The sequence below is a fragment of the Bordetella pertussis 18323 genome, assembly GCF_000306945.1.
In the GTDB taxonomy this organism is placed as follows: Bacteria; Pseudomonadota; Gammaproteobacteria; order Burkholderiales; family Burkholderiaceae_B; genus Bordetella; species Bordetella pertussis.
Genome location: NC_018518.1, coordinates 879768 through 896999, shown reverse-complemented (window position 1 = coordinate 896999; position 17232 = coordinate 879768). Strand labels below are relative to the sequence as shown.

The window sequence follows — 17232 nt, the reverse complement described above, 5'->3', positions numbered from 1 at the left end:
CACGCTCAGGGCGACGCCTCCCCCGCCTCGCCATACTCCACATGCAATGAATCCGGCACCAGCCGGACCGGCCTGCCCGCCCGGGCATCATGACGCACTTGTGTATGCCCGCCCTCGCCGGGTGCAATGCTCAGGCTGCTGCCATGCCCGCCCCAACCCGTGCTCATGAACACCTGCGACGTGCCCGCAACGGGGCTGAAGACCGGCTTGCCCTCGATAGCCACGACACGCGGCCGGATCAGGAACAGCCGCTCGCGGCGCTGTACCGCCCGGGACTTGCTCGAGAACAAGAACCCCAGGCCGGGGATATCTCCCAGCAGCGGCACTTTCTCGACCTGCTCTTCGTCACGGCGATTGTTGTAGCCGCCGATCAGCAGCGTCTGCTCGTCCCCCACCACCGCCAGCGTGCTGATGCTGCTTTTCCGAACCCGGGGCAGACCATCGATGGGATACTCCTGCAAGACCCGTCCGTCCTCGATATCGATCGCCAATTCCACCTGGCGTCCTCCCTTGGCGGCGATATAGCGCGGCGTCACACGCAACGACGTACCCACCGTGACAGGCGTGACCGTCGCTACGCGCTCGCCCAGGGTGCGAATGTAGAAGGTATCCGACAGGTCTATCATGGCGCCGAGGTTGTCGGCGGTCAGGATGGACGGCTGAGACAGGATATTGGCCTGCCCGTCCGACTCCAACGCACGCAAGCGCGCCGCCAGCCGGGTACTGACACTGATCCCCAAGGTTCCGGGCGCCAGGTCGGCCGCCGCGCCGTCCACGGGCAGGCCGTTGCCGGGACGCAGCCCCAGATCGCCATAGCCCAGGCTGGTGGTTCCGATCTGCGCCCCCCAGGTGACACCCAGCTCGTTGACCAGATCGGTATTGACGTCCACGATCATGGCCTCTATTTCGATCAGGGTGCTGGGCACATCCAACTGCTCGATCAGGGCACGGTAGATTGGCATCCGTTCGGGAATATCCTGCACGATCAAGGCATTGAGGCGCGTGTCGGCCTGCACGCTGGGCTCGCTCAGGCGCCGGCCGGCTGCCTGGGCTGCGCCAGCGAGCGGCGCGTTCCCGTCAGCTGCCGCATCGCCGAACACCGGCAGATTTTCCCGCAGCGGCGCCGCCACCGCGGCCAGCGCCGCGTCGTTGCCCGGCCCCGCCCCCAGGATCAATTGGCGCAGCATGGTGGCCATCCCCGGCGTAACTACCTGCTGGTCTCGATAACGGATCACCCGGTCGCTCACGGAAGCATGCTTGAGGCGAAACACCGCCACCTGCTGATTGCCGGCCCCCTTGGGCAACGCCGCTACCGCCTGCTCGACCAGCGCGACATAGGCCGGCGGCCCTGACACCATGGCCACGCCTTGCGCCGGCAGCTCTCCCCATCCGAAGCGTTCGTCCAGGATGCCCAGTTGCAGCAAGGCCTGGCGCAACGCCGACGGCGAAGCGCCGGCTGCATCCACCGCGCGGGTAACCACGTCGCTGGTGCGGCTGACATACAGCGTGCCGGCATGCACGAACCAGTTGAACCCATAGATGCCGCTGAGACGCTCGATGAACTCCGTGGGTGTGCGCGCATTGAAACGCCCATTGACCACGCCTTGCACCCCTTTGCCCTGTTGCAACGCCAGGCTGAAGCCTGCGGCGAACTCGCGCAGCACATCGGACAGGCTCTGCTGCTGCGCGTAGTAGCTATACGGCGCCAAAGGCCAGTTCGGCGCCGCCCAGGCGCTACCGGCCGCCAACAGCATGACACCCCCGGCCCATGCGCCGCGGACAAGATACCCAAGCCGACCTATTGCCATTGCGCCATCGCCCTTTTCCAAGTGGCCAAGGCATTGACGAACTCGCCCACCGCCTCGTCCACCGCCAGCGCACTGCCGGCCGGTGTGACGCGCTGGTGCAGATACAACGCGGTTTCGCCCTGGTCTATGCCGCAGTACGCATCGGTCGCAGGGGCCATGGCGCTGGCCAGCAGGCCCGCCCGGCGCAACTGCGCCGCGCGCGCCTGCCACCCATCGGGCAGCTCGGCCAGCCGCGCCCGCAACACCAGCATGCCGTCTTCGGCGGGGATCAACCTGACGCGATGCCGTCCGTCGATCCGGACGGCAAGCCCGCCATCGGCGTCGACCGAGGGTTCGAGGCCATGGCGTCGCGCATAATCGGCAATATCGGGATGAATGGTTGCTGTCATGTCTGCTCCTTGAGTGCCTGGCGCACCGCCCGCAACACCGCGGCCACCGGCTCCACCAACTCGCCGGGAATGTATTGGTCCACCTCCGCCTGGTCGTGCAAGGCGCGGGCCAGCGCGACGTTCTGCATGACCGGCACGCCGGCATCGCGCGCGGCCTCGACCATGAGAGCGGCCACGGCTCCCTGCCCCATGGCCAGCACGCGCGGCAAGGGCGTCTCGCCCGCCGCGTAGTACAGGGCCACGGCCAGGTGTGTCGGATTGGTCACCAGCACCGTCGCCCGGCGAACCTGGGCCGCCGCGCCATGCATGATCAGCTCCTGGTGCAGGTGCTTGCGTTGCTGCTTGATATGGGGATCGCCTTCCATCTCCTTGTACTCCTGCTTCACTTCGTCCTTGCTCATCCGCAAGCCTTTGCGATACTGGTAACGCTGCCAGGCCAGGTCCGCCAGCGAAATCGCCCCGTACGCCAGTCCGATGTTCCAGACCATGACCTGCAGAATGCGGCCTACGCCCGTTCGCAACCCGTCCAGCCCGCTATGGGGAACGGCCATCAGCGGCTGCAAGGAATCCCGTATCACCAACGTGACCAACACCGCCAGAAACAGGATCTTGCATACCGACTTGATGAACTCCATCAGGTTGCGCGCCGAGAAGATATTCTTCAAATTGCCGGCGGGATTCAGTTTCTCCGCCGAAGGCTTGAGCTTTCGAAACGCCAGCACGACGCCTACCTGCAGGAATTCGGCGAACATCCCCACCCCAAGCACGATGAGAATCAGCGGAGCGAGCACGCGGACGGCCTGATCGAGGATTTCCGTCAGCACGGGCCCCAATGCGACGGCGAACCCCTGGTCGGCAAAGGCCGCCGGCGCCAGTATCAGCGCTCGCAGCGACGCGAGAATGGACGGGGCATTGATCAGAAAGTGCCCGAACAAGGCGCATATCAGCGCCGTCTGGGTAAAGTCCCGGCTGTGTGCGACCTCGCCTTTCTCGCGGGAATCGCGCAGGCGCTTCGGGGTGGGCTGCTCGGTTTTCTCGCCGCTCATGGGCCGGGCCACGCTGAATGCAGGAACGGCACGATCCGGCCCACAGAACCCAGGATTTCGCCTGCATACTGGAACAACGTTGCCATGTACAGCACCAGCACGAACAGCACCAGCGCGCTCTTTACCGGCAGAGCCAGGAAGAACACCTGCAGTTGAGGCGCGAAGCGGCTGATCAGGGCCAGGCCCAGCTCGGCCAGGAACATGGCCACGATGGCCGGCGAGGCCAGCAGCAGGACACGCGCGGCAAAGCCACTGAACTGGTCCAGCATCCGCACGGCGCCCTGTGCGGGCATGGACGGCCACCACGCCCAGATGTTCCACAACCCGAAGCTGTCATACAGCATCGTGGCGAACAACCCGAATCCGCCCGCCGTCAGGAAGAACACCATGAATCCCAGATTGAAGAGAATGCCCATGGGCGACGAATCGTTGCCCGTGGCGGGGTTGAGGATAGCGCCCAGGCTGGCGCCCCGTTGGTTGTCTATGACGAAGCCGATGGCCTCGAAGATCCAGAATGGCAAGGCAGCCAGCCAACCCAGGAACATGCCCACCATCGCCTCCTTGGCCAGCAGCGCCAGCAGCCGGGGCCAGTCGATATCCAGCGCGGCATACTGCGGCGCCAGCTGGGGAACCACGATCAGCCCGAGACAGGCGCCGACGGCGTAACGCAGCGGACCAGGCAGAAACTGACGGTTGAACATCGGCAGAAAGAGCATGGCCGTGAGTATCCGCGGTTGCGTCATGGCCAGCGTTCCCAGGAAAACCTTCGCCTCGACGAAATTGAACTCCGTGTGCATCGATTGGCCGCTCAGTGGATCCGATGAAAGGCATCGAACACCGCAATCGTGAAGTTATAGATTTCCGCGCTTATCCACCGGGCCGCCAGCATCAGCGTGGCGAACACGGCTATCAGCTTCACGGCGAAGGACAGGGTCTGCTCCTGCACCTGCGTCAAGGCCTGCAACAGGGAAAACAGCGTTCCCACGATCGCCACCACGGCGATGGGCGGCAGCGACAGCCAGAGCACCAGGTACAACGCCTGTGTCATGAACGAAACCAGGTCTTGGGTTTGCATGCTGGTCACCGATAGGAAAGCACCAGGCCCTGGATCAGGCGCGTCCAGCCGTCCACCATGACGAACAGGAACAGCTTCAACGGCATGGAGATCGTCACGGGAGAAACCATCATCATTCCCATGGCAAGAAGAATGTTCGATACGATGAGGTCGATGATGATGAACGGCAGGTACAGCAGAAAGCCAAGCTGGAATGCGGCGGTCAGCTCCGAAACCAGAAATGCGGGCGTCAATACCAGCAGGTTGTCTTCCGACAGGTCCCGCGATGCCTCCTCGCCCCAGAGATGACGCGCTGTGCGCAGGAAGAAATCACGCTGGGCCGGCTGGCTGTTGCGCAACATGAAGGCCCGCAGCGGCCCCACGCCTCGCTCGGCCACGCCAAGCACGGCGTCCAGCGCCATCGGCGCGGCGGTGCCGGACTCCCCGGCTTGCGCGGTCAAGGCCTGGACCTCGGTGCCTATCCTGTGAACGACCGGCGCCATCACATACGCGGAAAGAATAAGCGCCAGCCCGTACAGGGCCATGTTGGGCGGTACCTGTTGCACTCCCAGGGCGTTGCGCACCAAGGCAAGCACGACGGCGATCTTCAGGAACGACGTGGTCATGACGACGATGAGCGGTACCAGCGCCAGCAGCGCCAGAAACAGGGCCAGGCTGAAGGGGTCGGTATCGCTCATGCGAGTCCAGGCCTGACCGACTGCAATACCACGCCGATGCGGCCGTCGATGTCGACCAGCCGGCCGCTGCCCAGCAACAGGCCATTGGCCCGCACCATGACCGGCCCGTCGGCGATGGGCCGCTCGAGGTCGAACGTGCAGCCCGGATGCAGGCTGCGCAGCTGCGCAAGCGTGAACTCGCGCTCGCCCAGGTCGAACGTCAGGCGCACGGGTATCTGATCGGTATCGAGCGTCGCGTCGGCCTGTGCCGGGGTTTCGCCAGGGTCAGGTGTCGCGGGTTCCGTCATGATGGGAGTCCAACCTTGAGTTACACGAAAAGACGCATGCTCGGCCCGTACCCGGATCGCGCTGGGTCCGGCCGACAACCATAGTTCTGCGGCATCGCTCACCCGGTACTGCGCGAGCAACACGACGTCGCCCGCTCGCAGCGTCCGCAGCTGGCCTGCGGTCACGGACGCCGCGCCGACATCGGCACGCAACCTGACCGGCACGCGCTCCGGATTGACCCGACCATCGGCAGGCGCAACGGAATCCAGCGCCGCCGCGACCGCTTGCAAGGCCCATGCGTCGCACGCCAGTACCGCGCGCCAGACGCCACCGTCAGGCGCCCGTACCGTCAGGGTCCAGCGATGCGGCTGGACCGGTGGCGTCCCGCCTTGCCGCGCCACGCGGACCGGGCCTTGCTGGTCGAGTCCGGCCACGCCTCGACAGACCTCCTCCAGCATTGCCTCCAGGGCCGCCGCCGCAATGGGTTCCGGCAACTCCACGCCGGAAAACCGGGGCAGGCGCGCCGCCAGCCATCCCGCCGCGGCCGCGCGCGGAACCGTCAGGCCGATGTACGTCCCGGCCCATTGCAGTTGCAGGCTTTCCATCTCGCCATCGGCAAGGTCGCCGTGCACGCAAGGCGTCAGGGCGCAGTGCCAGCGCACGGCCGGCTCGCCAAGCCGAACGTCGAATCGCGCGCCATGGCATGCAATCCTCGACAGGGCATGGGCCTCGCCGGCGCTCAACCGCGGAACCGCGAGATCCACCATGCCAGCGGCCTGCGCCGCCGCCCCGCCGGCCACTCGATTCATCGCCACGGCCGCTGCGCGCGCGCCACCCGCTCGTGCGGCTCGCCGTCGCATGCCACCGCAACCTCGACGTCGCGCGCCAGCTCCAGCGCGAGCTCCATGGCCAACCGGTCGGCGCACGCGTGCAGGCGCTCGCAAGCGTCCCGTTGTCGGCATGCGAAAGCCACCACGATCCAGCCGCCGTCCTCCCGTACCGACAAGGTGGTGTCGGGTAGCAGCGTATCGTCCACAACGATACGGGCTTCGCGATACCCCTCCAGCACGTCGCCTACCGCCAGCCCCGCAGCCACGCTTGCCAGCGCCTGGGCCAGACTGGCCGGTGGACGGCCGGCGGCAGGTTCCATCGACGCCAGCCAGCCGACGCAGGCCGGACCCGGCGCCAGGCGTTGCGGCCCGGGCAGTTCTTCCTTCGCTTTCTCCTGTTCCATTTCCCGCTCGAAGGCACGCTGCGCATCCCGATCCGGCTGACGCGCATACGGCGTGCGCGCCACGCCCATGCGCTGCCCGCCGCCGGCCATGGGCGAACCCAGCCCGTCTGGCTGGTTCATAGCCGCGCCAGGCCGTCGCCGGCTCGCGATGCATCGTCGCGCCCACGCGCCGACAATTCGATGGCTTCCTGAATTTCGCGATCTTCCTGGCTCTCGCGCAAGGCCGCCGCCTCGACCTGCTGCAGGCGCACCAACTCGGCGATCCGTTGCTGCGCCTGGAAGCACTCCCGGTGCTGCTCGCGCTGCTGCGCGAGCAGCTGGATTTCATGTTCGTGACGGCGCACGGCGTCGTCGAGCTGCAGCGCCAGGCTGGCCTGGCGGTCGCGGGCGTGGCCCACTCGTTGCAGCACCTCGTCGATGTCGCGTGTCTTGACGATGCGCCGGCACAGCTCGGCATATAGACGGTTTTCGAGCTGTCCGGCCCACAGGCGACAATCGTCGAGGCGGCCTTGCGCCTGACGCTGCGCCGCGGCAGCAACCGCGCAGGCCTGCTGTTGGCGTTTCAGCGCAAGCTGGGCTTGGTCGGCGCGAAAATGCTTGATGGCAAGCAGGCTTTCCAGGTCCATTAGGATTCGGGTCCGATGATTTCAGCCATGCGCAGTACGGTATCCTCGAATGCTTCGCGTTCGTCGGTTAGTTGTCTGAGAAACGCATTGATCTGTCCGATCTTCTGTATCGCCTCATCGGTCGACGCATCGGCGCCCTGCTTGTACTCGCCGATTTTCACCAACAGCTCGACATCCTGGTACTTGGCCATCAGTTCGCGCATACGTCCGGCCAGGTACTTGTGACGCGGCGACACCACGGCATTCATGACCCGGCTGGCCGAGGCCAGCACGTCGACGGCAGGATAGTGATTCGCCGCTCCCAGCTTGCGCGAGAGCACGATGTGGCCGTCCAGTATCGAACGCGTCTCGTCGGCCACCGGTTCGTTCATGTCGTCCCCCTCGACCAGCACCGTATACAGCGCCGTGATCGAACCCGTCTGGTTCATGCCGGCGCGCTCCATCAGTTTGGGCAAGGTGGCGAACACCGACGGTGGATAGCCGCGCCGCGTCGGCGGCTCGCCTGCCGCCAAGCCGATTTCACGCTGGGCTCGCGCAAAGCGGGTGACCGAGTCCATCAGAAAAAGTACACGCTGCCCTTGATCGCGGAAGTATTCGGCGATGGCGGTGGCGACGTACGCCGCCTTGGCACGCTCCATCGAGGACTTGTCGCTGGTCGCGCAGACGATCACGCTCTTGCGTCTGCCCTCCGGACCGAGTTCGTGCTCAAGGAACTCGCGAACTTCCCGCCCACGCTCGCCGATCAGCGCCACCACCGTCACGTCGACCGCGGCGCCCTTGACCAGCATGCCCAGCAGGGTCGACTTGCCGCCGCCGGCGGCTGCGAAAATTCCCAGACGCTGGCCTTCCCCGCATGTAAGCAAACCGTCCAGTACGCGCACCCCCAGCTCCAGCGGAGCATGGATGATGCGACGCGTCAGCGGGTCTGGCGCATCGGCGAAGACCGGATAGAACTTGTGGGCATGCAGCGGCCCTGACTCGGCGGCGTCCAGCGGACGTCCCAGCCCGTCCAGCACGCGTCCCAGCAAGCCCGGACCGACGGGGACCATATGCGTGCGTCCGGTCGGTATCACCTCGGTCGCCGAGGAAATCCCGTACATGTCGCCGATAGGCGTGAGCAAGGCGGCGTCGCGGACAAAGCCCACCACTTCGCCGTGCATCTCGAAGTCCTCGCCGGGATTGCGCAGCAGGCACACTTCGCCGATCTTGACCATCGGAACGACGGCCTTGATGATCGTTCCCACCACTTGCACCACCCGGCCCTTTATCCGCAGCGTGGACAGATCCTGCAGGGCCACCCGCATCATCTCCGTGATGTAGTGGTACTGACGCATGCCCCTATCCGCGCCGGCCGAATGTACGTTCGAAGGCCGCCCGCAAGGCGCACAGCTGGTCCTCGAGGCTGGCCTCGACCATGCCTATCTCGCTCTCCAGTATGCAGGCTCCCGGCGCCAGCCTGGCGTCGGGCAGCAGGTCCAGGTAGCCCACGCCCGGATAGGCCGCCAGAAGCTGGTTCATGCCTTCCCGGAGCACATCCACCTCGTCTGGGTGCAGGCGCAAGGTCATCTGGCGCTGATTGCGCACGACCGCCAATGCGTTGCGCACGGCGATCACGGTGCGCTCGCGGTCGTCGTAACCGTCGACGATCTTGCGGACCGCACTCATGACCAGTTCGATCATCTCGTTCTCGATACCCGCGAAGTAGTCGATCGTGCGGCTTACGGTTTCTATCATCTTCTCCGCCTGATCCGTAAGCGCTTCGCGGCGCCCCTCCTCATAGCCTCGCCTGCGCTCGCGCTCGAACTCCTCTCGCGCCTCGGCCACGATTTCGCCGGCCCGCCGGTGTGCCTGGGCAACGATCTGCGCGGCGCTGAGCAGCTCGGCGTAGTCTTCAGCGCGCAAGACGTCGGTCGCGGGATCCGCACGGCCGGGCCGTACCGCCTGGATCAGGCTTGGGCGGGGAACGAGGAAAGCCATTCTGCATCCAGGATTTCGAGCATGGACAGCACCAGCGCAAGCGCCGCCTCGGGCGGCAGGACGGGCGCGGGATCAAGGTCGCGCGGCAACTTCAGCGCGCAACGCAGCGCTATCTCGTCGGCGGCGCCCTGCACGGCGTCGCGCAGCAGGGCCCAGCCCAGTTTCTGCGCCGCCTGGACCGTGGCGGCCAGGGTCCAGTCCGAACTGGCGGCGAGCCCGTCATGCAGGGCCCGCGCCGCGGAAGACACGGCGAAATTCATCACATCGCGCCCGAGCGCGGCATGCAAGGTACGGACCTCGGCGCCGTCTATCGCGCGTCGCAGGCGCGGCGCGCACAGCAGCGCTCCCGCATGGGCGGCGCAGGTCCGCAAGGCGTCCGTGGACAATAGCGCGACCTTCAACTGCGGCGGATCGAGGCTCAGGACCGGCTGGTTCAGCAGGCCCAATTCGCACAAGATCCAGCGCGACCAATGGCGATGCCACGCGTTGGCCAACGCCGCGTCGGCATTGCACAACGCGCGCACCCAATCGGCTGGAAACATCTCGTCGTGGCGACTGGCATGCAGGGTCAGGCTGGGCAGGAGATTGAATATCATGAGCCGCTCGGAAAGCAGCACGCTCGCCTCAGTCATGCCCGGCTCCTTCCGTGGCGCCGGCGCCAGCGCCGCCGCGCCCTTCGCCGCGGGACCAGCGCGTGCGCCAGACGTAGAGCGCGGCCCCCGCCACTATCAGGCACAGCACCGGCAACAACAGCAGCAACAGCGAAAATCTCAGGACCGATCCGTCCGCGACCTGTACGCCAAGCACGCGGCGCCACGCGACCGGCGCGGGTGCGGCCTGAACGGGCTGGGCCACCACCAGGGCAACCGATACACGGTCCTCGGCCAGGCCCGGGATGGCATGCGTGACCAGCTTGCGGATCTCGGGCACGAGCGCGTCGAGGCTCTGTCCGTCGCGGTACTTGAGAAACACCCCTGCCGTCGAAGGGGTGGCCGGCTCGCCGACCGCGCCGCGCTCGGGAAGCACCACGTGCACACGGGCGCTGAGCACGCCGTCGATCTGCGACAGGGTGTCGGCCAATTCCTGAGACAGCGCATAAATGTAGCGGGCGCGCTCTTCGAGCGGCGATGAAACCAGGCCTTCCTTGCGGAATATGCGTCCCATTCCGTCGAACTGCTCGCGGGGCAGGCCGCTTGCGCGCAGGATCTCCAGCGACCGGGCCACCGCCTCGGCCGGCACCGAAACCGCGTAGCCGGCCTTGCCGGACTGCTTCTGCGCAGCGATGCCTGCCTCGAGCAGCGCCGCCAATACTTCGTTGGCTTCGTTCTCGGGCGCCGCGCCCAACAGCTCGACGCGGGCACCGCAGCCGGCCAGCAGCGCCAGGGCGAGCACCAGGGCCGCCCATCCCGCGCCGCGCCGATACCGTTGGATCGCCCCGATGGCGTTCATGACATTCTCGCCAGCGTATCGACGTTTTGGGTGGCGCGCCCTATTGCCTTGCCCACCAACTCGTACTCCACGGATGCCTGTAGCAACCTGGCCTGCAGATCGAGCATACCCACCACGGTAGGCGCCTGGCTCACCTCGGCCAAGCCCGTCTGCACCGCCCGCCATTTTCCTGCCACATCGGCCAGGCCGCCGCGCAACTGTCCAAGAATGCGACGGCCCAGCGGCTCGTCGAGCGCGACCGGCGCCAGGGCGATCGCCCCGTTCGGGGCCGATGCGCCGGGCATCTCGCCCAGCGCCAATTCAAAGCGCGCCTGATCCGCCATCGCGGGAGATCGCGGCATGTCGAATGATCCAGCGAGCAGCCGTTCCTGCACGGCGTTGATCGCCGTCAGATCCAAATTCATCCAGGAGCTCCAGGTAATGGCTCGGACTGCAACGGCGCGGGCCGCATCATGGCGGGTCCGCTGTCCAACACGACCTGCGCCAGCCTTGCCGCCTCGCCACCCGCATCGATGGCTCGCTGCAGCATGCGGCGCGCCTCGTCCGAGCGGCCAGCCAGCAACAGAGCGAACCCGCACCAGGCGTCCAGTTCCGAGCGGTCCTCCGGCTGTGCCGGCTGGAAATTCGCCAGGATCTCGGCGGCTTCGTCGGGCAGCCCGGCGTTCATGCGGGCGACCGCCAGGCCGATGCAGGGATGCGTCCGGCCCGGCCGTACACGTTGCAATGCATTGAAAATGGCGTCCGCGCGCGTCAGATCGCTGACGGCCGCCGCCAGAAAACCCACTTCGGTAAGCAGGCGGGCGTCGGCCTCCTCGAGCACATGCTCCATCGGCTGTATCGGTTCCGATGGATGTATCGACGAGACCATGGGTGAGCCTGAGCCTGAGTCTGAGCCTGAATCTGAACCTGAGTCTGAGTGCATGGAGTTACTCCGGATGTGAAACTGAAATAAGATCGAGCAAAGCGCGCGCACGGTGCGAGACCGGACCTGGCTGCCCACTTTCTGCATCGATGGCGATTGCGCCGAACAGGGCCGCCTGCGCCCGTTCGTTCTCACCCAACGCCAGCTCGCACTCGGCCGTGCGCAACACGGCATCCGCGGAATCTGGATAGAGCGTGAGGATCAACGCATAGATATTGCGCGCCTCGTCGGGACGGTCGGTCTTCTGCAGGCATAGCGCCAGGCCGGCCCAGTAGTGCTTGCGCGTGGGGCCGTACTGCGCGAGGAAGGCGAAAATGGGCAGCGCCTTGCCGTACTCGCACCTGGCGACGTGCGCATACGCCATCGCGTAAATCACTTCCAATTGCTCGGCTGTCAGGCGCCGGCTGCCCGGCAACGCATCCAGCCGGGCGCGCAGCGCCGCGGCCGCGTCGTCATGAACAGTCATGAAAATTCCTTGAGCGCCCGGCGCTACACCGCCTGGCGCCGTCCGAGGTTGGCGCTGACCTGGCTGTGCGTGCTCGCCATGTCGCTGATCATCTGCGCGATCATGTGATAGGCCGCGTCGAATTGAGCCAGGATCTTCTTGATATCGTCCGCCTCACGCTCCATGGCCGCCCGCAGTTTTGTCAGGCTCGCCGCCAGATCCGCCTTGTCGGCGACCAGGAGATCGGCCTGTTTGCGATCGACTGCCATCGACACGCCGACGCCGCCTTGCGCCACTGCCGTACCCCCCTGAAGGACCTGGGTGGCTACCGCGGCGGCCCGATCCCAGGCACCCCTGATCGCCGAGGCGCTGCCCGCGCCGGCCGTACCGGCGGCATTGATCGCGGCGACCGCGATCGCCGCCACGATGGACATCGCCATGGCTATGTATCCCGCGGTGGCATCGCCGGCGCCCGCCAGCCTGGCCACGCCTTCGGCCATTTCGCCCAGCATCTGGGGTTCGATCAGCAAGACGGCGGGCACGGCCAGGCCGGCGACGATCTTGGCAATTTGGTCGGCCTGCGACTGATCCACCCCCAACGCTGTCAGCAGACGTCCGGCCAGCCCGGAGAGAAACCCGCCCAGGCTGATAGGCGGCCCTCCCGCCTCTCGCGATATCTGGTCGGCCAGCGATGTCACGGCGCTGACCAATGCCATGCCGCTGAGCACCAGCATGGGCGTGGCCGCCGCGCCGGTGGCCACGCTGGCGACGGCAGCAAAGCCCACAGCCAGGGCCGATGCCACGACCGCCAGCACCTTCCCGATCCAGCCGAACACCTTGCTCAGCCAGCCCTTGCTCTCGGCGTCCTCAGCCTTCCGAAACCATGCGTCCAGCTTGTCGAGCTGGGCCTGGGTGTTCTGCTTCGTCTTGACTTGCGCATCCTGCAGGTTCTCGCGCGCCGTGGCCAACTGCCCGTCCACCGCCCTGGATCGCAAGACGCGCAGCAGGTCGGCCAAGTCGGCGGGGCTGAGATCGCGCACTGGCGGATCCAGGACGGGCGCGGTGCGCAGCGACGGTGACGCTGGCAAAGCCGGCCGGCCCGCCGCCAGAGCCAGCGTCGTCACCGACGCCAGGATACCGGCGCCTTCGCCGGCACTCCCGGGCTCCGGCGCCCGCATATCTATGCGAGACGGCGCAAGCGCGGCGCCGCTCGGGGCTGTGGATATGGTCGTACTCATGACGGTCATCCTCAAGATTGAAGGTTGGAGCCGGACACTCAGATATTGCGGGCCACGCTACGGGCGGTCTCGCTGCGGGACTGCTCCATCCCGGCCAGCTTTTCCCTGATGCCGCGGATGATGTCGAGCATCTGCTGCATGGCTTCGTCGGCCCGCCGCGAGGCCGTTTCATGCACCTTCGCTTCGACGTCCAGCTCCGCGCGCCTGGCCTCGTGCTCGGCGGCGCGGCGTTCCTGGGCGGCGCTGGTCAGGCCGCCGATACCGCCGGCCGCTGCGGCGCCGGCCTGGGCAACGCTCGATACGCGCTGCGACTTTGCCGACGAACGAGCCGCGTCCGCACCAAACGAGGCCGCTTGCGCTTCGAGCTGGGTTGCGCGGGCCTGCACCGTTGCCTGCAGCTCGGGGGCATCGTGCAAGCCGGCCGCCACCTTGCGGCTTGTCGAGGCCTGCTCGGAGAATGCGGCGCCCTTGGCTTGCGCAGCAGCGCCACCCATGGCCTGCAAACCCGCTGCCAGGCCCGCCCCCAGCTGCACGAAACCACCCGCTATCTGCATGGCGCCCGCCACGATCGCTCCGGCCATGCGCTCGCTCGCCGCCTGGCGCATCTGGCTGGCCGCATCGCCGAGAGCCTGCGTTTGCCGCGTAGCCTCGGCATCACGAGCGATACGGGCGGCGTCCCGCATCTGCTGACTGGCCTGTTGCAACACCGCCATCAAGGCGTAGATGTCTTCACCGAGCCGTGCGGCGTCCAGATCGTCGAGCGCCGCGCGGGTGCGGCTGACGGCGCCCCCCGCGAGCAAATCTGGCGCGGGCAGCATGCCCAGCGTGGGATCTCCCGGCTCGACGCCGCGCCGATCGACGGGCGGCGGCACAGGCGCCGCACCGCCGCGACGCTGCGCCGACGGGGCCGGGGCCTGCAATTCGGAGTCAAAGACAGGGCCGGCCCCGAAAGAGCCGGGCGAAGTCGGAGAAACAGACATATCGAACCTCCTCGAATTGAAATCTTGACGGCGGACATGGCGCCGTTTCAGTCGGCACGTGCATAGCTCCTGCGCAGCAACTCGGCCCGTTCGCGCAGGGCCGCACGCTCCGGCGAGCCGCACAACTCAAGCACCATGTCGAGCGTATCCAGGGCGTCGCGGCGACGACCCAACGCATACAGGCACTCGGCGCCATGCAACAGGGGCCTGGGGGAGTCCAACTGCAAAGCCGCCGCGGCCGCGTATTGCTGCAAGGCATGCTCGTACAGCCCCAGCTCCTGGGCCGCGGCGCCCAGGGCCAGCAGATAACGGGCTTCCAGCGGATCGCACGCGACCAGCAGGCAGAACATTTTCAACGCGTCGGCATAGCGCCCCTGTTCGTAGGCGCCATGACCGATCGCGTACAACGCCTGCTGCTGCGCCTCGTCCAACCCCTGCAAGCCCCCCATCGAAGCGCCTGCGTCGAGAATATGGCGCAACGCCTCATGCGAAGCTGACGCCGGGGAGCCGCCCTGGTCGGCTGACTTTGGCATGGAAGGCCTCCGCGCTCAGACGTGGTTGTGAAGCACCCTGCGGGCCTGCGGCGCATCGGTGCAGGCCGCCTTGACGCGCGCCGCCTCGCGCTCGATGTCCGCGAGGTCATCACGGAACGCCGCCTGGGCCTCGGCCTCTATCCTGGCCTGCTCGACCGCCAGATTGCGCAGGCGGGCGGGGTCGACGCCAACGTGGGCGTAGATCTCGTCGACGCTGTACAACGCCTGGCGGGTCTGCTCGACCAGCTCTTCCGCGGCGCGCATGATGGATTGGATGCCTTGCTCCTGCATGGAATACTCCTTGTGCAGCGCTTAGCGCATGTTGCTGGTGATGGAGCTGTTCAAGTCGCTGCGCCGCTTCTCGGTGTTGGTCATGACCTCGAAAGCCTCGTTGCGCTTGTTGCTGGCGGCCTGCAGCCTGATCATGTCCATCTGTTGCGTATTGGACGCCGTATCCAGCATCCCCTTTACGGTGGTGTAGGCACTTTCGAGTTCCTTATAGGTCGTGGAACCGGCCATGACGCCCGTGCCGTTCACGACCTGCGTACCCCGGCCGTCGGGGCCGGTCACCCGGCCATCGCGCGCTTCGAACATGCCCGTCAGGCCGGCGGCACGCAGCGCATCATTGAGAGGAACCTCGATCCGGCTGATCTTCTGGCTGTCCCAGCCCGGGATGGTGTCGCCCGGCTTCGGATTGGGCGGAAACTCGGCCTTGGCCCGGGACAGCGCGGACAGGACCTCGTTGAGCTGCGCCATGCGTTCATTGGCCTTCTGCACCACTTCGGCCTGGGTCTGCATTTGAGCCGTGAGGAGTTCGGCGCGACGACCCTGCACATACACCATGAGAGTCTGGATATCCATGCTCTTGAGGTCGATGCCTTGCAGGCCGCCGGCCTGCGACGTGAGTGAAACTCCGAGATCAATGCTCATGAGAGCTCCTTCGAGTTGAAAGACGCATGCTGAGTAACCCTGCGCCCGCGGCAAGTTCCAGGCTGCGAATTGCCCAATATCGCGCCCGTTTCCGGGAACCATGACCGCGCGCGCGACACTCACTGCACCAGTAGGCAAATGGTTCCTTCTCCGAGGACTCCCCATGACTCGTATCGATGCCGCCCCCAATCCCTTCCACGCCGCCATGCAGGGGCGCCACGACGCCTCGGCCAACACCTCCTCCGGCTGGCTGCAAGGCCAGCGCATCGCACCGGCGCCCACCGGCATATCGCTGGCGGACGCGGCCGAGGAGCTCAGCCTGCACATGGCGCAGGCTGCCGAGGAAAAGCATCACTCCGAACGCAAGGTCACGGCCGAACGTCCGATGCTCTGGCTGGACGCGGCGCAGCTTGCGGAACTGTTTTCCCACACCCACGACCCCGACGCGCAGGCAAAACTGGAAGCCCTGACCGCCGAGCTGCTGCGCGGCCGGGGCGCCCCCATGCAGCTGGCCGCGCAAGCGTTTCCCGGTGTCACGCAGCAATACCTCGCGCTGCAGCACGCGCTGCAGCGCGGCGAGCACGAGGACGCCGCGCCGCACGCGCTCGAAGCCCTGCGCGATGCATTGGCCGACCTGGAGCTCGCCCATGGCCCCGAAATCCGCGCCGGCATCAACACCCTGCCCACGGCCGGCGCATTCGCGCGTTCCGCTGACGAGCTGGCCGGCTTCCAGCACGCGTACCGCGACATCGCCCTGGGCCAGCTGTCGTTGGCGCGCACGCTGGACCTGGTGCTGGAACGCTATGGGAACGACGACATCCACGGCGCGCTGGGCGCGCTGATTCAGGCGCTGGGACACGACCTGGCCGCGGCGACACCGTCGACGGACGGCGTCAGGCTGCAAGTGTTGGCGAGCGATCTCTATCAAGTCGAGGTGGCCGCCACGGTACTGGAGGAATGCAATGCCCTGAAACAACGGTTGGGCAACGCAGGCTCGCAGGAGTGTGCGGACGCCCAGGGCCTGATGCGCGATCTTGTGGGAATCAGCGAGGACAAATGGATTGCGCCCGCGCGCTTCGAGAAGCTGGCCGAGCGCCACGGCGCGAATGCCCTCTCCGAGCGCATCGCATTCCTCGGTGGCGTACGCCAGATTCTCAAAGACCTGCCCACGCAGATCTACGCCGACATGGACGTGCGCGCCACCGTCCTGGCGGCCGCGCAGGACACGCTGGACAACGCGATAGCAATGGAGAACGCATGAATACTGCCGATAGGGCGCTGCATCAGTTCGGCCAGGATATCGGCATCGAGGGCCTGGCATTCGGGCCGTCCGGATCGGCGTCGCTGGCGCTGTCCAACGGGCGCCGCCTGGGCGTCGAATGCGTCGCCGGCGCGGCCCTGGTCCACCTGGCCCAGCGGGTCGAGCGCGACGCCGCCTCCGTGTTGCTGGCGGCATGGAAACGGGCCCATGGGCAGCGCGGAAGCGCCGCATCCATCCAGACGTCACTCTGGTCGGAGGGCAGCGAGGACTGGATCGTCGCGCAGACACGACTGCCCGAACGCTCGCTCGACGCAGCGGCGTTGCGCCTGGCGGTGCTGGGCCTGACGAACTGGCTCGACCGCCTGGAGGCGTGAC

The 17232-nt window shown here is 66.6% G+C and carries 23 protein-coding genes; 2 read left to right on the top strand and 21 right to left on the bottom strand.

Annotated elements, in window-relative coordinates; genetic code table 11:
* Nucleotides 1-5: 5 nt before the first annotated feature.
* The 21 genes from bscC to bsp22 are packed head-to-tail and all read right to left on the bottom strand — an operon-like array spanning nucleotide 6 to nucleotide 15596.
* The gene (gene bscC / locus BN118_RS04270; RefSeq protein WP_014905552.1) at nucleotides 6-1808 is read right to left on the bottom strand and encodes a SctC family type III secretion system outer membrane ring subunit BscC; all 1803 of its coding nucleotides are present in this window, start codon (nucleotides 1806-1808) and stop codon (nucleotides 6-8) included.
* Nucleotides 1799-2197, bottom strand: coding sequence for a type III secretion system protein BscW (bscW, locus tag BN118_RS04265; RefSeq protein WP_014905551.1), 399 nt, complete (start codon nucleotides 2195-2197; stop codon nucleotides 1799-1801). Before bscW ends, bscC begins: the two co-directional genes overlap by 10 nt.
* Nucleotides 2194-3243: a SctU family type III secretion system export apparatus subunit BscU gene (gene bscU, locus BN118_RS04260; protein WP_014905550.1), complete on the bottom strand. Its 1050-nt coding sequence runs from the start codon at nucleotides 3241-3243 to the stop codon at nucleotides 2194-2196. Before bscU ends, bscW begins: the two co-directional genes overlap by 4 nt.
* Complete coding sequence (bscT, locus tag BN118_RS04255; protein ID WP_010930816.1) at nucleotides 3240-4040, bottom strand: SctT family type III secretion system export apparatus subunit BscT; 801 nt, start codon at nucleotides 4038-4040, stop codon at nucleotides 3240-3242. The genes bscU and bscT overlap by 4 nt, the downstream gene beginning before the upstream one ends.
* An 11-nt stretch (nucleotides 4041-4051) precedes the next feature.
* Entirely contained in the window at nucleotides 4052-4318 is a 267-nt protein-coding gene (gene bscS / locus BN118_RS04250; RefSeq protein WP_010930817.1) for a SctS family type III secretion system export apparatus subunit BscS, read from the bottom strand.
* A 5-nt stretch (nucleotides 4319-4323) separates the two neighbouring features.
* Nucleotides 4324-4995: a SctR family type III secretion system export apparatus subunit BscR gene (gene bscR / locus BN118_RS04245; protein ID WP_004568087.1), complete on the bottom strand. Its 672-nt coding sequence runs from the start codon at nucleotides 4993-4995 to the stop codon at nucleotides 4324-4326.
* Nucleotides 4992-6071 carry a SctQ family type III secretion system cytoplasmic ring protein BscQ gene (gene bscQ, locus BN118_RS04240; protein WP_010930818.1) on the bottom strand — a complete coding sequence of 360 codons (1080 nt, stop codon included), beginning with the start codon at nucleotides 6069-6071 and terminating at the stop codon, nucleotides 4992-4994. Before bscQ ends, bscR begins: the two co-directional genes overlap by 4 nt.
* Nucleotides 6068-6616: a type III secretion system protein BscP gene (bscP, locus tag BN118_RS04235; protein ID WP_010930819.1), complete on the bottom strand. Its 549-nt coding sequence runs from the start codon at nucleotides 6614-6616 to the stop codon at nucleotides 6068-6070. Before bscP ends, bscQ begins: the two co-directional genes overlap by 4 nt.
* A complete protein-coding gene (gene bscO, locus BN118_RS04230) occupies nucleotides 6613-7122 on the bottom strand; it encodes a type III secretion system central stalk protein BscO (protein WP_003820063.1) in 510 nt (169 codons plus the stop codon). The genes bscP and bscO overlap by 4 nt, the downstream gene beginning before the upstream one ends.
* A complete protein-coding gene (bscN, locus tag BN118_RS04225) occupies nucleotides 7122-8456 on the bottom strand; it encodes a SctN family type III secretion system ATPase BscN (RefSeq protein ID WP_003820061.1) in 1335 nt (444 codons plus the stop codon). The genes bscO and bscN overlap by 1 nt, the downstream gene beginning before the upstream one ends.
* Before the next feature lie 4 nt (nucleotides 8457-8460).
* A complete protein-coding gene (gene bscL / locus BN118_RS04220; protein ID WP_010930820.1) occupies nucleotides 8461-9099 on the bottom strand; it encodes a SctL family type III secretion system stator protein BscL in 639 nt (212 codons plus the stop codon).
* The gene (bscK, locus tag BN118_RS04215) at nucleotides 9069-9731 is read right to left on the bottom strand and encodes a SctK family type III secretion system sorting platform protein BscK (RefSeq protein ID WP_003820059.1); all 663 of its coding nucleotides are present in this window, start codon (nucleotides 9729-9731) and stop codon (nucleotides 9069-9071) included. The genes bscL and bscK overlap by 31 nt, the downstream gene beginning before the upstream one ends.
* Nucleotides 9724-10548, bottom strand: a complete 825-nt coding sequence (bscJ, locus tag BN118_RS04210; protein ID WP_010930821.1) for a SctJ family type III secretion inner membrane ring lipoprotein Bsc — start codon at nucleotides 10546-10548, stop codon at nucleotides 9724-9726. Before bscJ ends, bscK begins: the two co-directional genes overlap by 8 nt.
* A complete protein-coding gene (gene bscI, locus BN118_RS04205; protein WP_010930822.1) occupies nucleotides 10545-10952 on the bottom strand; it encodes a SctI family type III secretion system inner rod subunit BscI in 408 nt (135 codons plus the stop codon). Before bscI ends, bscJ begins: the two co-directional genes overlap by 4 nt.
* Nucleotides 10949-11470 carry a type III secretion system protein Bcr4 gene (gene bcr4 / locus BN118_RS04200; protein WP_010930823.1) on the bottom strand — a complete coding sequence of 174 codons (522 nt, stop codon included), beginning with the start codon at nucleotides 11468-11470 and terminating at the stop codon, nucleotides 10949-10951. The genes bscI and bcr4 overlap by 4 nt, the downstream gene beginning before the upstream one ends.
* A gap of 4 nt (nucleotides 11471-11474) precedes the next feature.
* Nucleotides 11475-11936, bottom strand: a complete 462-nt coding sequence (bcrH2, locus tag BN118_RS04195; protein ID WP_003809889.1) for a SycD/LcrH family type III secretion system chaperone BcrH2 — start codon at nucleotides 11934-11936, stop codon at nucleotides 11475-11477.
* A 23-nt stretch (nucleotides 11937-11959) separates the two neighbouring features.
* The gene (bopB, locus tag BN118_RS04190; RefSeq protein WP_014905549.1) at nucleotides 11960-13168 is read right to left on the bottom strand and encodes a type III secretion system translocon subunit BopB; all 1209 of its coding nucleotides are present in this window, start codon (nucleotides 13166-13168) and stop codon (nucleotides 11960-11962) included.
* A 23-nt stretch (nucleotides 13169-13191) separates the two neighbouring features.
* The gene (gene sctB / locus BN118_RS04185; RefSeq protein WP_010930825.1) at nucleotides 13192-14133 is read right to left on the bottom strand and encodes a type III secretion system translocon subunit SctB; all 942 of its coding nucleotides are present in this window, start codon (nucleotides 14131-14133) and stop codon (nucleotides 13192-13194) included.
* Between the two features lie 47 nt (nucleotides 14134-14180).
* Nucleotides 14181-14666 (bottom strand): SycD/LcrH family type III secretion system chaperone BcrH1, encoded by a 486-nt coding sequence (gene bcrH1 / locus BN118_RS04180; protein WP_004568102.1) that lies wholly within the window; start codon nucleotides 14664-14666, stop codon nucleotides 14181-14183.
* Between the two features lie 15 nt (nucleotides 14667-14681).
* The gene (gene btc22, locus BN118_RS04175; RefSeq protein WP_010930826.1) at nucleotides 14682-14957 is read right to left on the bottom strand and encodes a type III secretion system chaperone Btc22; all 276 of its coding nucleotides are present in this window, start codon (nucleotides 14955-14957) and stop codon (nucleotides 14682-14684) included.
* Nucleotides 14958-14978: 21 nt separating this feature from the next.
* The gene (gene bsp22 / locus BN118_RS04170) at nucleotides 14979-15596 is read right to left on the bottom strand and encodes a type III secretion system needle tip complex Bsp22 (RefSeq protein WP_003820049.1); all 618 of its coding nucleotides are present in this window, start codon (nucleotides 15594-15596) and stop codon (nucleotides 14979-14981) included.
* A gap of 163 nt (nucleotides 15597-15759) precedes the next feature.
* Here bsp22 and bopN point away from each other — a divergent pair, with 163 nt between their 5' ends.
* Nucleotides 15760-16857 (top strand): SctW family type III secretion system gatekeeper subunit BopN, encoded by a 1098-nt coding sequence (bopN, locus tag BN118_RS04165; RefSeq protein ID WP_014905548.1) that lies wholly within the window; start codon nucleotides 15760-15762, stop codon nucleotides 16855-16857.
* Nucleotides 16854-17231 carry a type III secretion chaperone SycN gene (gene sycN, locus BN118_RS04160; protein ID WP_010930828.1) on the top strand — a complete coding sequence of 126 codons (378 nt, stop codon included), beginning with the start codon at nucleotides 16854-16856 and terminating at the stop codon, nucleotides 17229-17231. Before bopN ends, sycN begins: the two co-directional genes overlap by 4 nt.
* Nucleotide 17232 lies beyond the last annotated feature (1 nt).

Coding starts and splice junctions, on each gene's coding strand:
- bscP (WP_010930819.1), bottom strand. CDS start 6,616: ATGAACCAGCCAGACGGGCTGGGTTCGCCCATGGCCGGCGGCGGGCAG.
- bcr4 (WP_010930823.1), bottom strand. CDS start 11,470: ATGCACTCAGACTCAGGTTCAGATTCAGGCTCAGACTCAGGCTCAGGC.
- bscQ (WP_010930818.1), bottom strand. CDS start 6,071: ATGAATCGAGTGGCCGGCGGGGCGGCGGCGCAGGCCGCTGGCATGGTG.
- bscL (WP_010930820.1), bottom strand. CDS start 9,099: ATGGCTTTCCTCGTTCCCCGCCCAAGCCTGATCCAGGCGGTACGGCCC.
- bscO (WP_003820063.1), bottom strand. CDS start 7,122: ATGGACCTGGAAAGCCTGCTTGCCATCAAGCATTTTCGCGCCGACCAA.
- bscR (WP_004568087.1), bottom strand. CDS start 4,995: ATGAGCGATACCGACCCCTTCAGCCTGGCCCTGTTTCTGGCGCTGCTG.
- bscI (WP_010930822.1), bottom strand. CDS start 10,952: ATGAATTTGGATCTGACGGCGATCAACGCCGTGCAGGAACGGCTGCTC.
- sctB (WP_010930825.1), bottom strand. CDS start 14,133: ATGTCTGTTTCTCCGACTTCGCCCGGCTCTTTCGGGGCCGGCCCTGTC.
- bscJ (WP_010930821.1), bottom strand. CDS start 10,548: ATGAACGCCATCGGGGCGATCCAACGGTATCGGCGCGGCGCGGGATGG.
- bcrH2 (WP_003809889.1), bottom strand. CDS start 11,936: ATGACTGTTCATGACGACGCGGCCGCGGCGCTGCGCGCCCGGCTGGAT.
- bscS (WP_010930817.1), bottom strand. CDS start 4,318: ATGCAAACCCAAGACCTGGTTTCGTTCATGACACAGGCGTTGTACCTG.
- bscN (WP_003820061.1), bottom strand. CDS start 8,456: ATGCGTCAGTACCACTACATCACGGAGATGATGCGGGTGGCCCTGCAG.
- bscC (WP_014905552.1), bottom strand. CDS start 1,808: ATGGCAATAGGTCGGCTTGGGTATCTTGTCCGCGGCGCATGGGCCGGG.
- bcrH1 (WP_004568102.1), bottom strand. CDS start 14,666: ATGCCAAAGTCAGCCGACCAGGGCGGCTCCCCGGCGTCAGCTTCGCAT.
- bscT (WP_010930816.1), bottom strand. CDS start 4,040: ATGCACACGGAGTTCAATTTCGTCGAGGCGAAGGTTTTCCTGGGAACG.
- bopN (WP_014905548.1), top strand. CDS start 15,760: ATGACTCGTATCGATGCCGCCCCCAATCCCTTCCACGCCGCCATGCAG.
- btc22 (WP_010930826.1), bottom strand. CDS start 14,957: ATGCAGGAGCAAGGCATCCAATCCATCATGCGCGCCGCGGAAGAGCTG.
- bscW (WP_014905551.1), bottom strand. CDS start 2,197: ATGACAGCAACCATTCATCCCGATATTGCCGATTATGCGCGACGCCAT.
- bscU (WP_014905550.1), bottom strand. CDS start 3,243: ATGAGCGGCGAGAAAACCGAGCAGCCCACCCCGAAGCGCCTGCGCGAT.
- bscK (WP_003820059.1), bottom strand. CDS start 9,731: ATGACTGAGGCGAGCGTGCTGCTTTCCGAGCGGCTCATGATATTCAAT.
- sycN (WP_010930828.1), top strand. CDS start 16,854: ATGAATACTGCCGATAGGGCGCTGCATCAGTTCGGCCAGGATATCGGC.
- bsp22 (WP_003820049.1), bottom strand. CDS start 15,596: ATGAGCATTGATCTCGGAGTTTCACTCACGTCGCAGGCCGGCGGCCTG.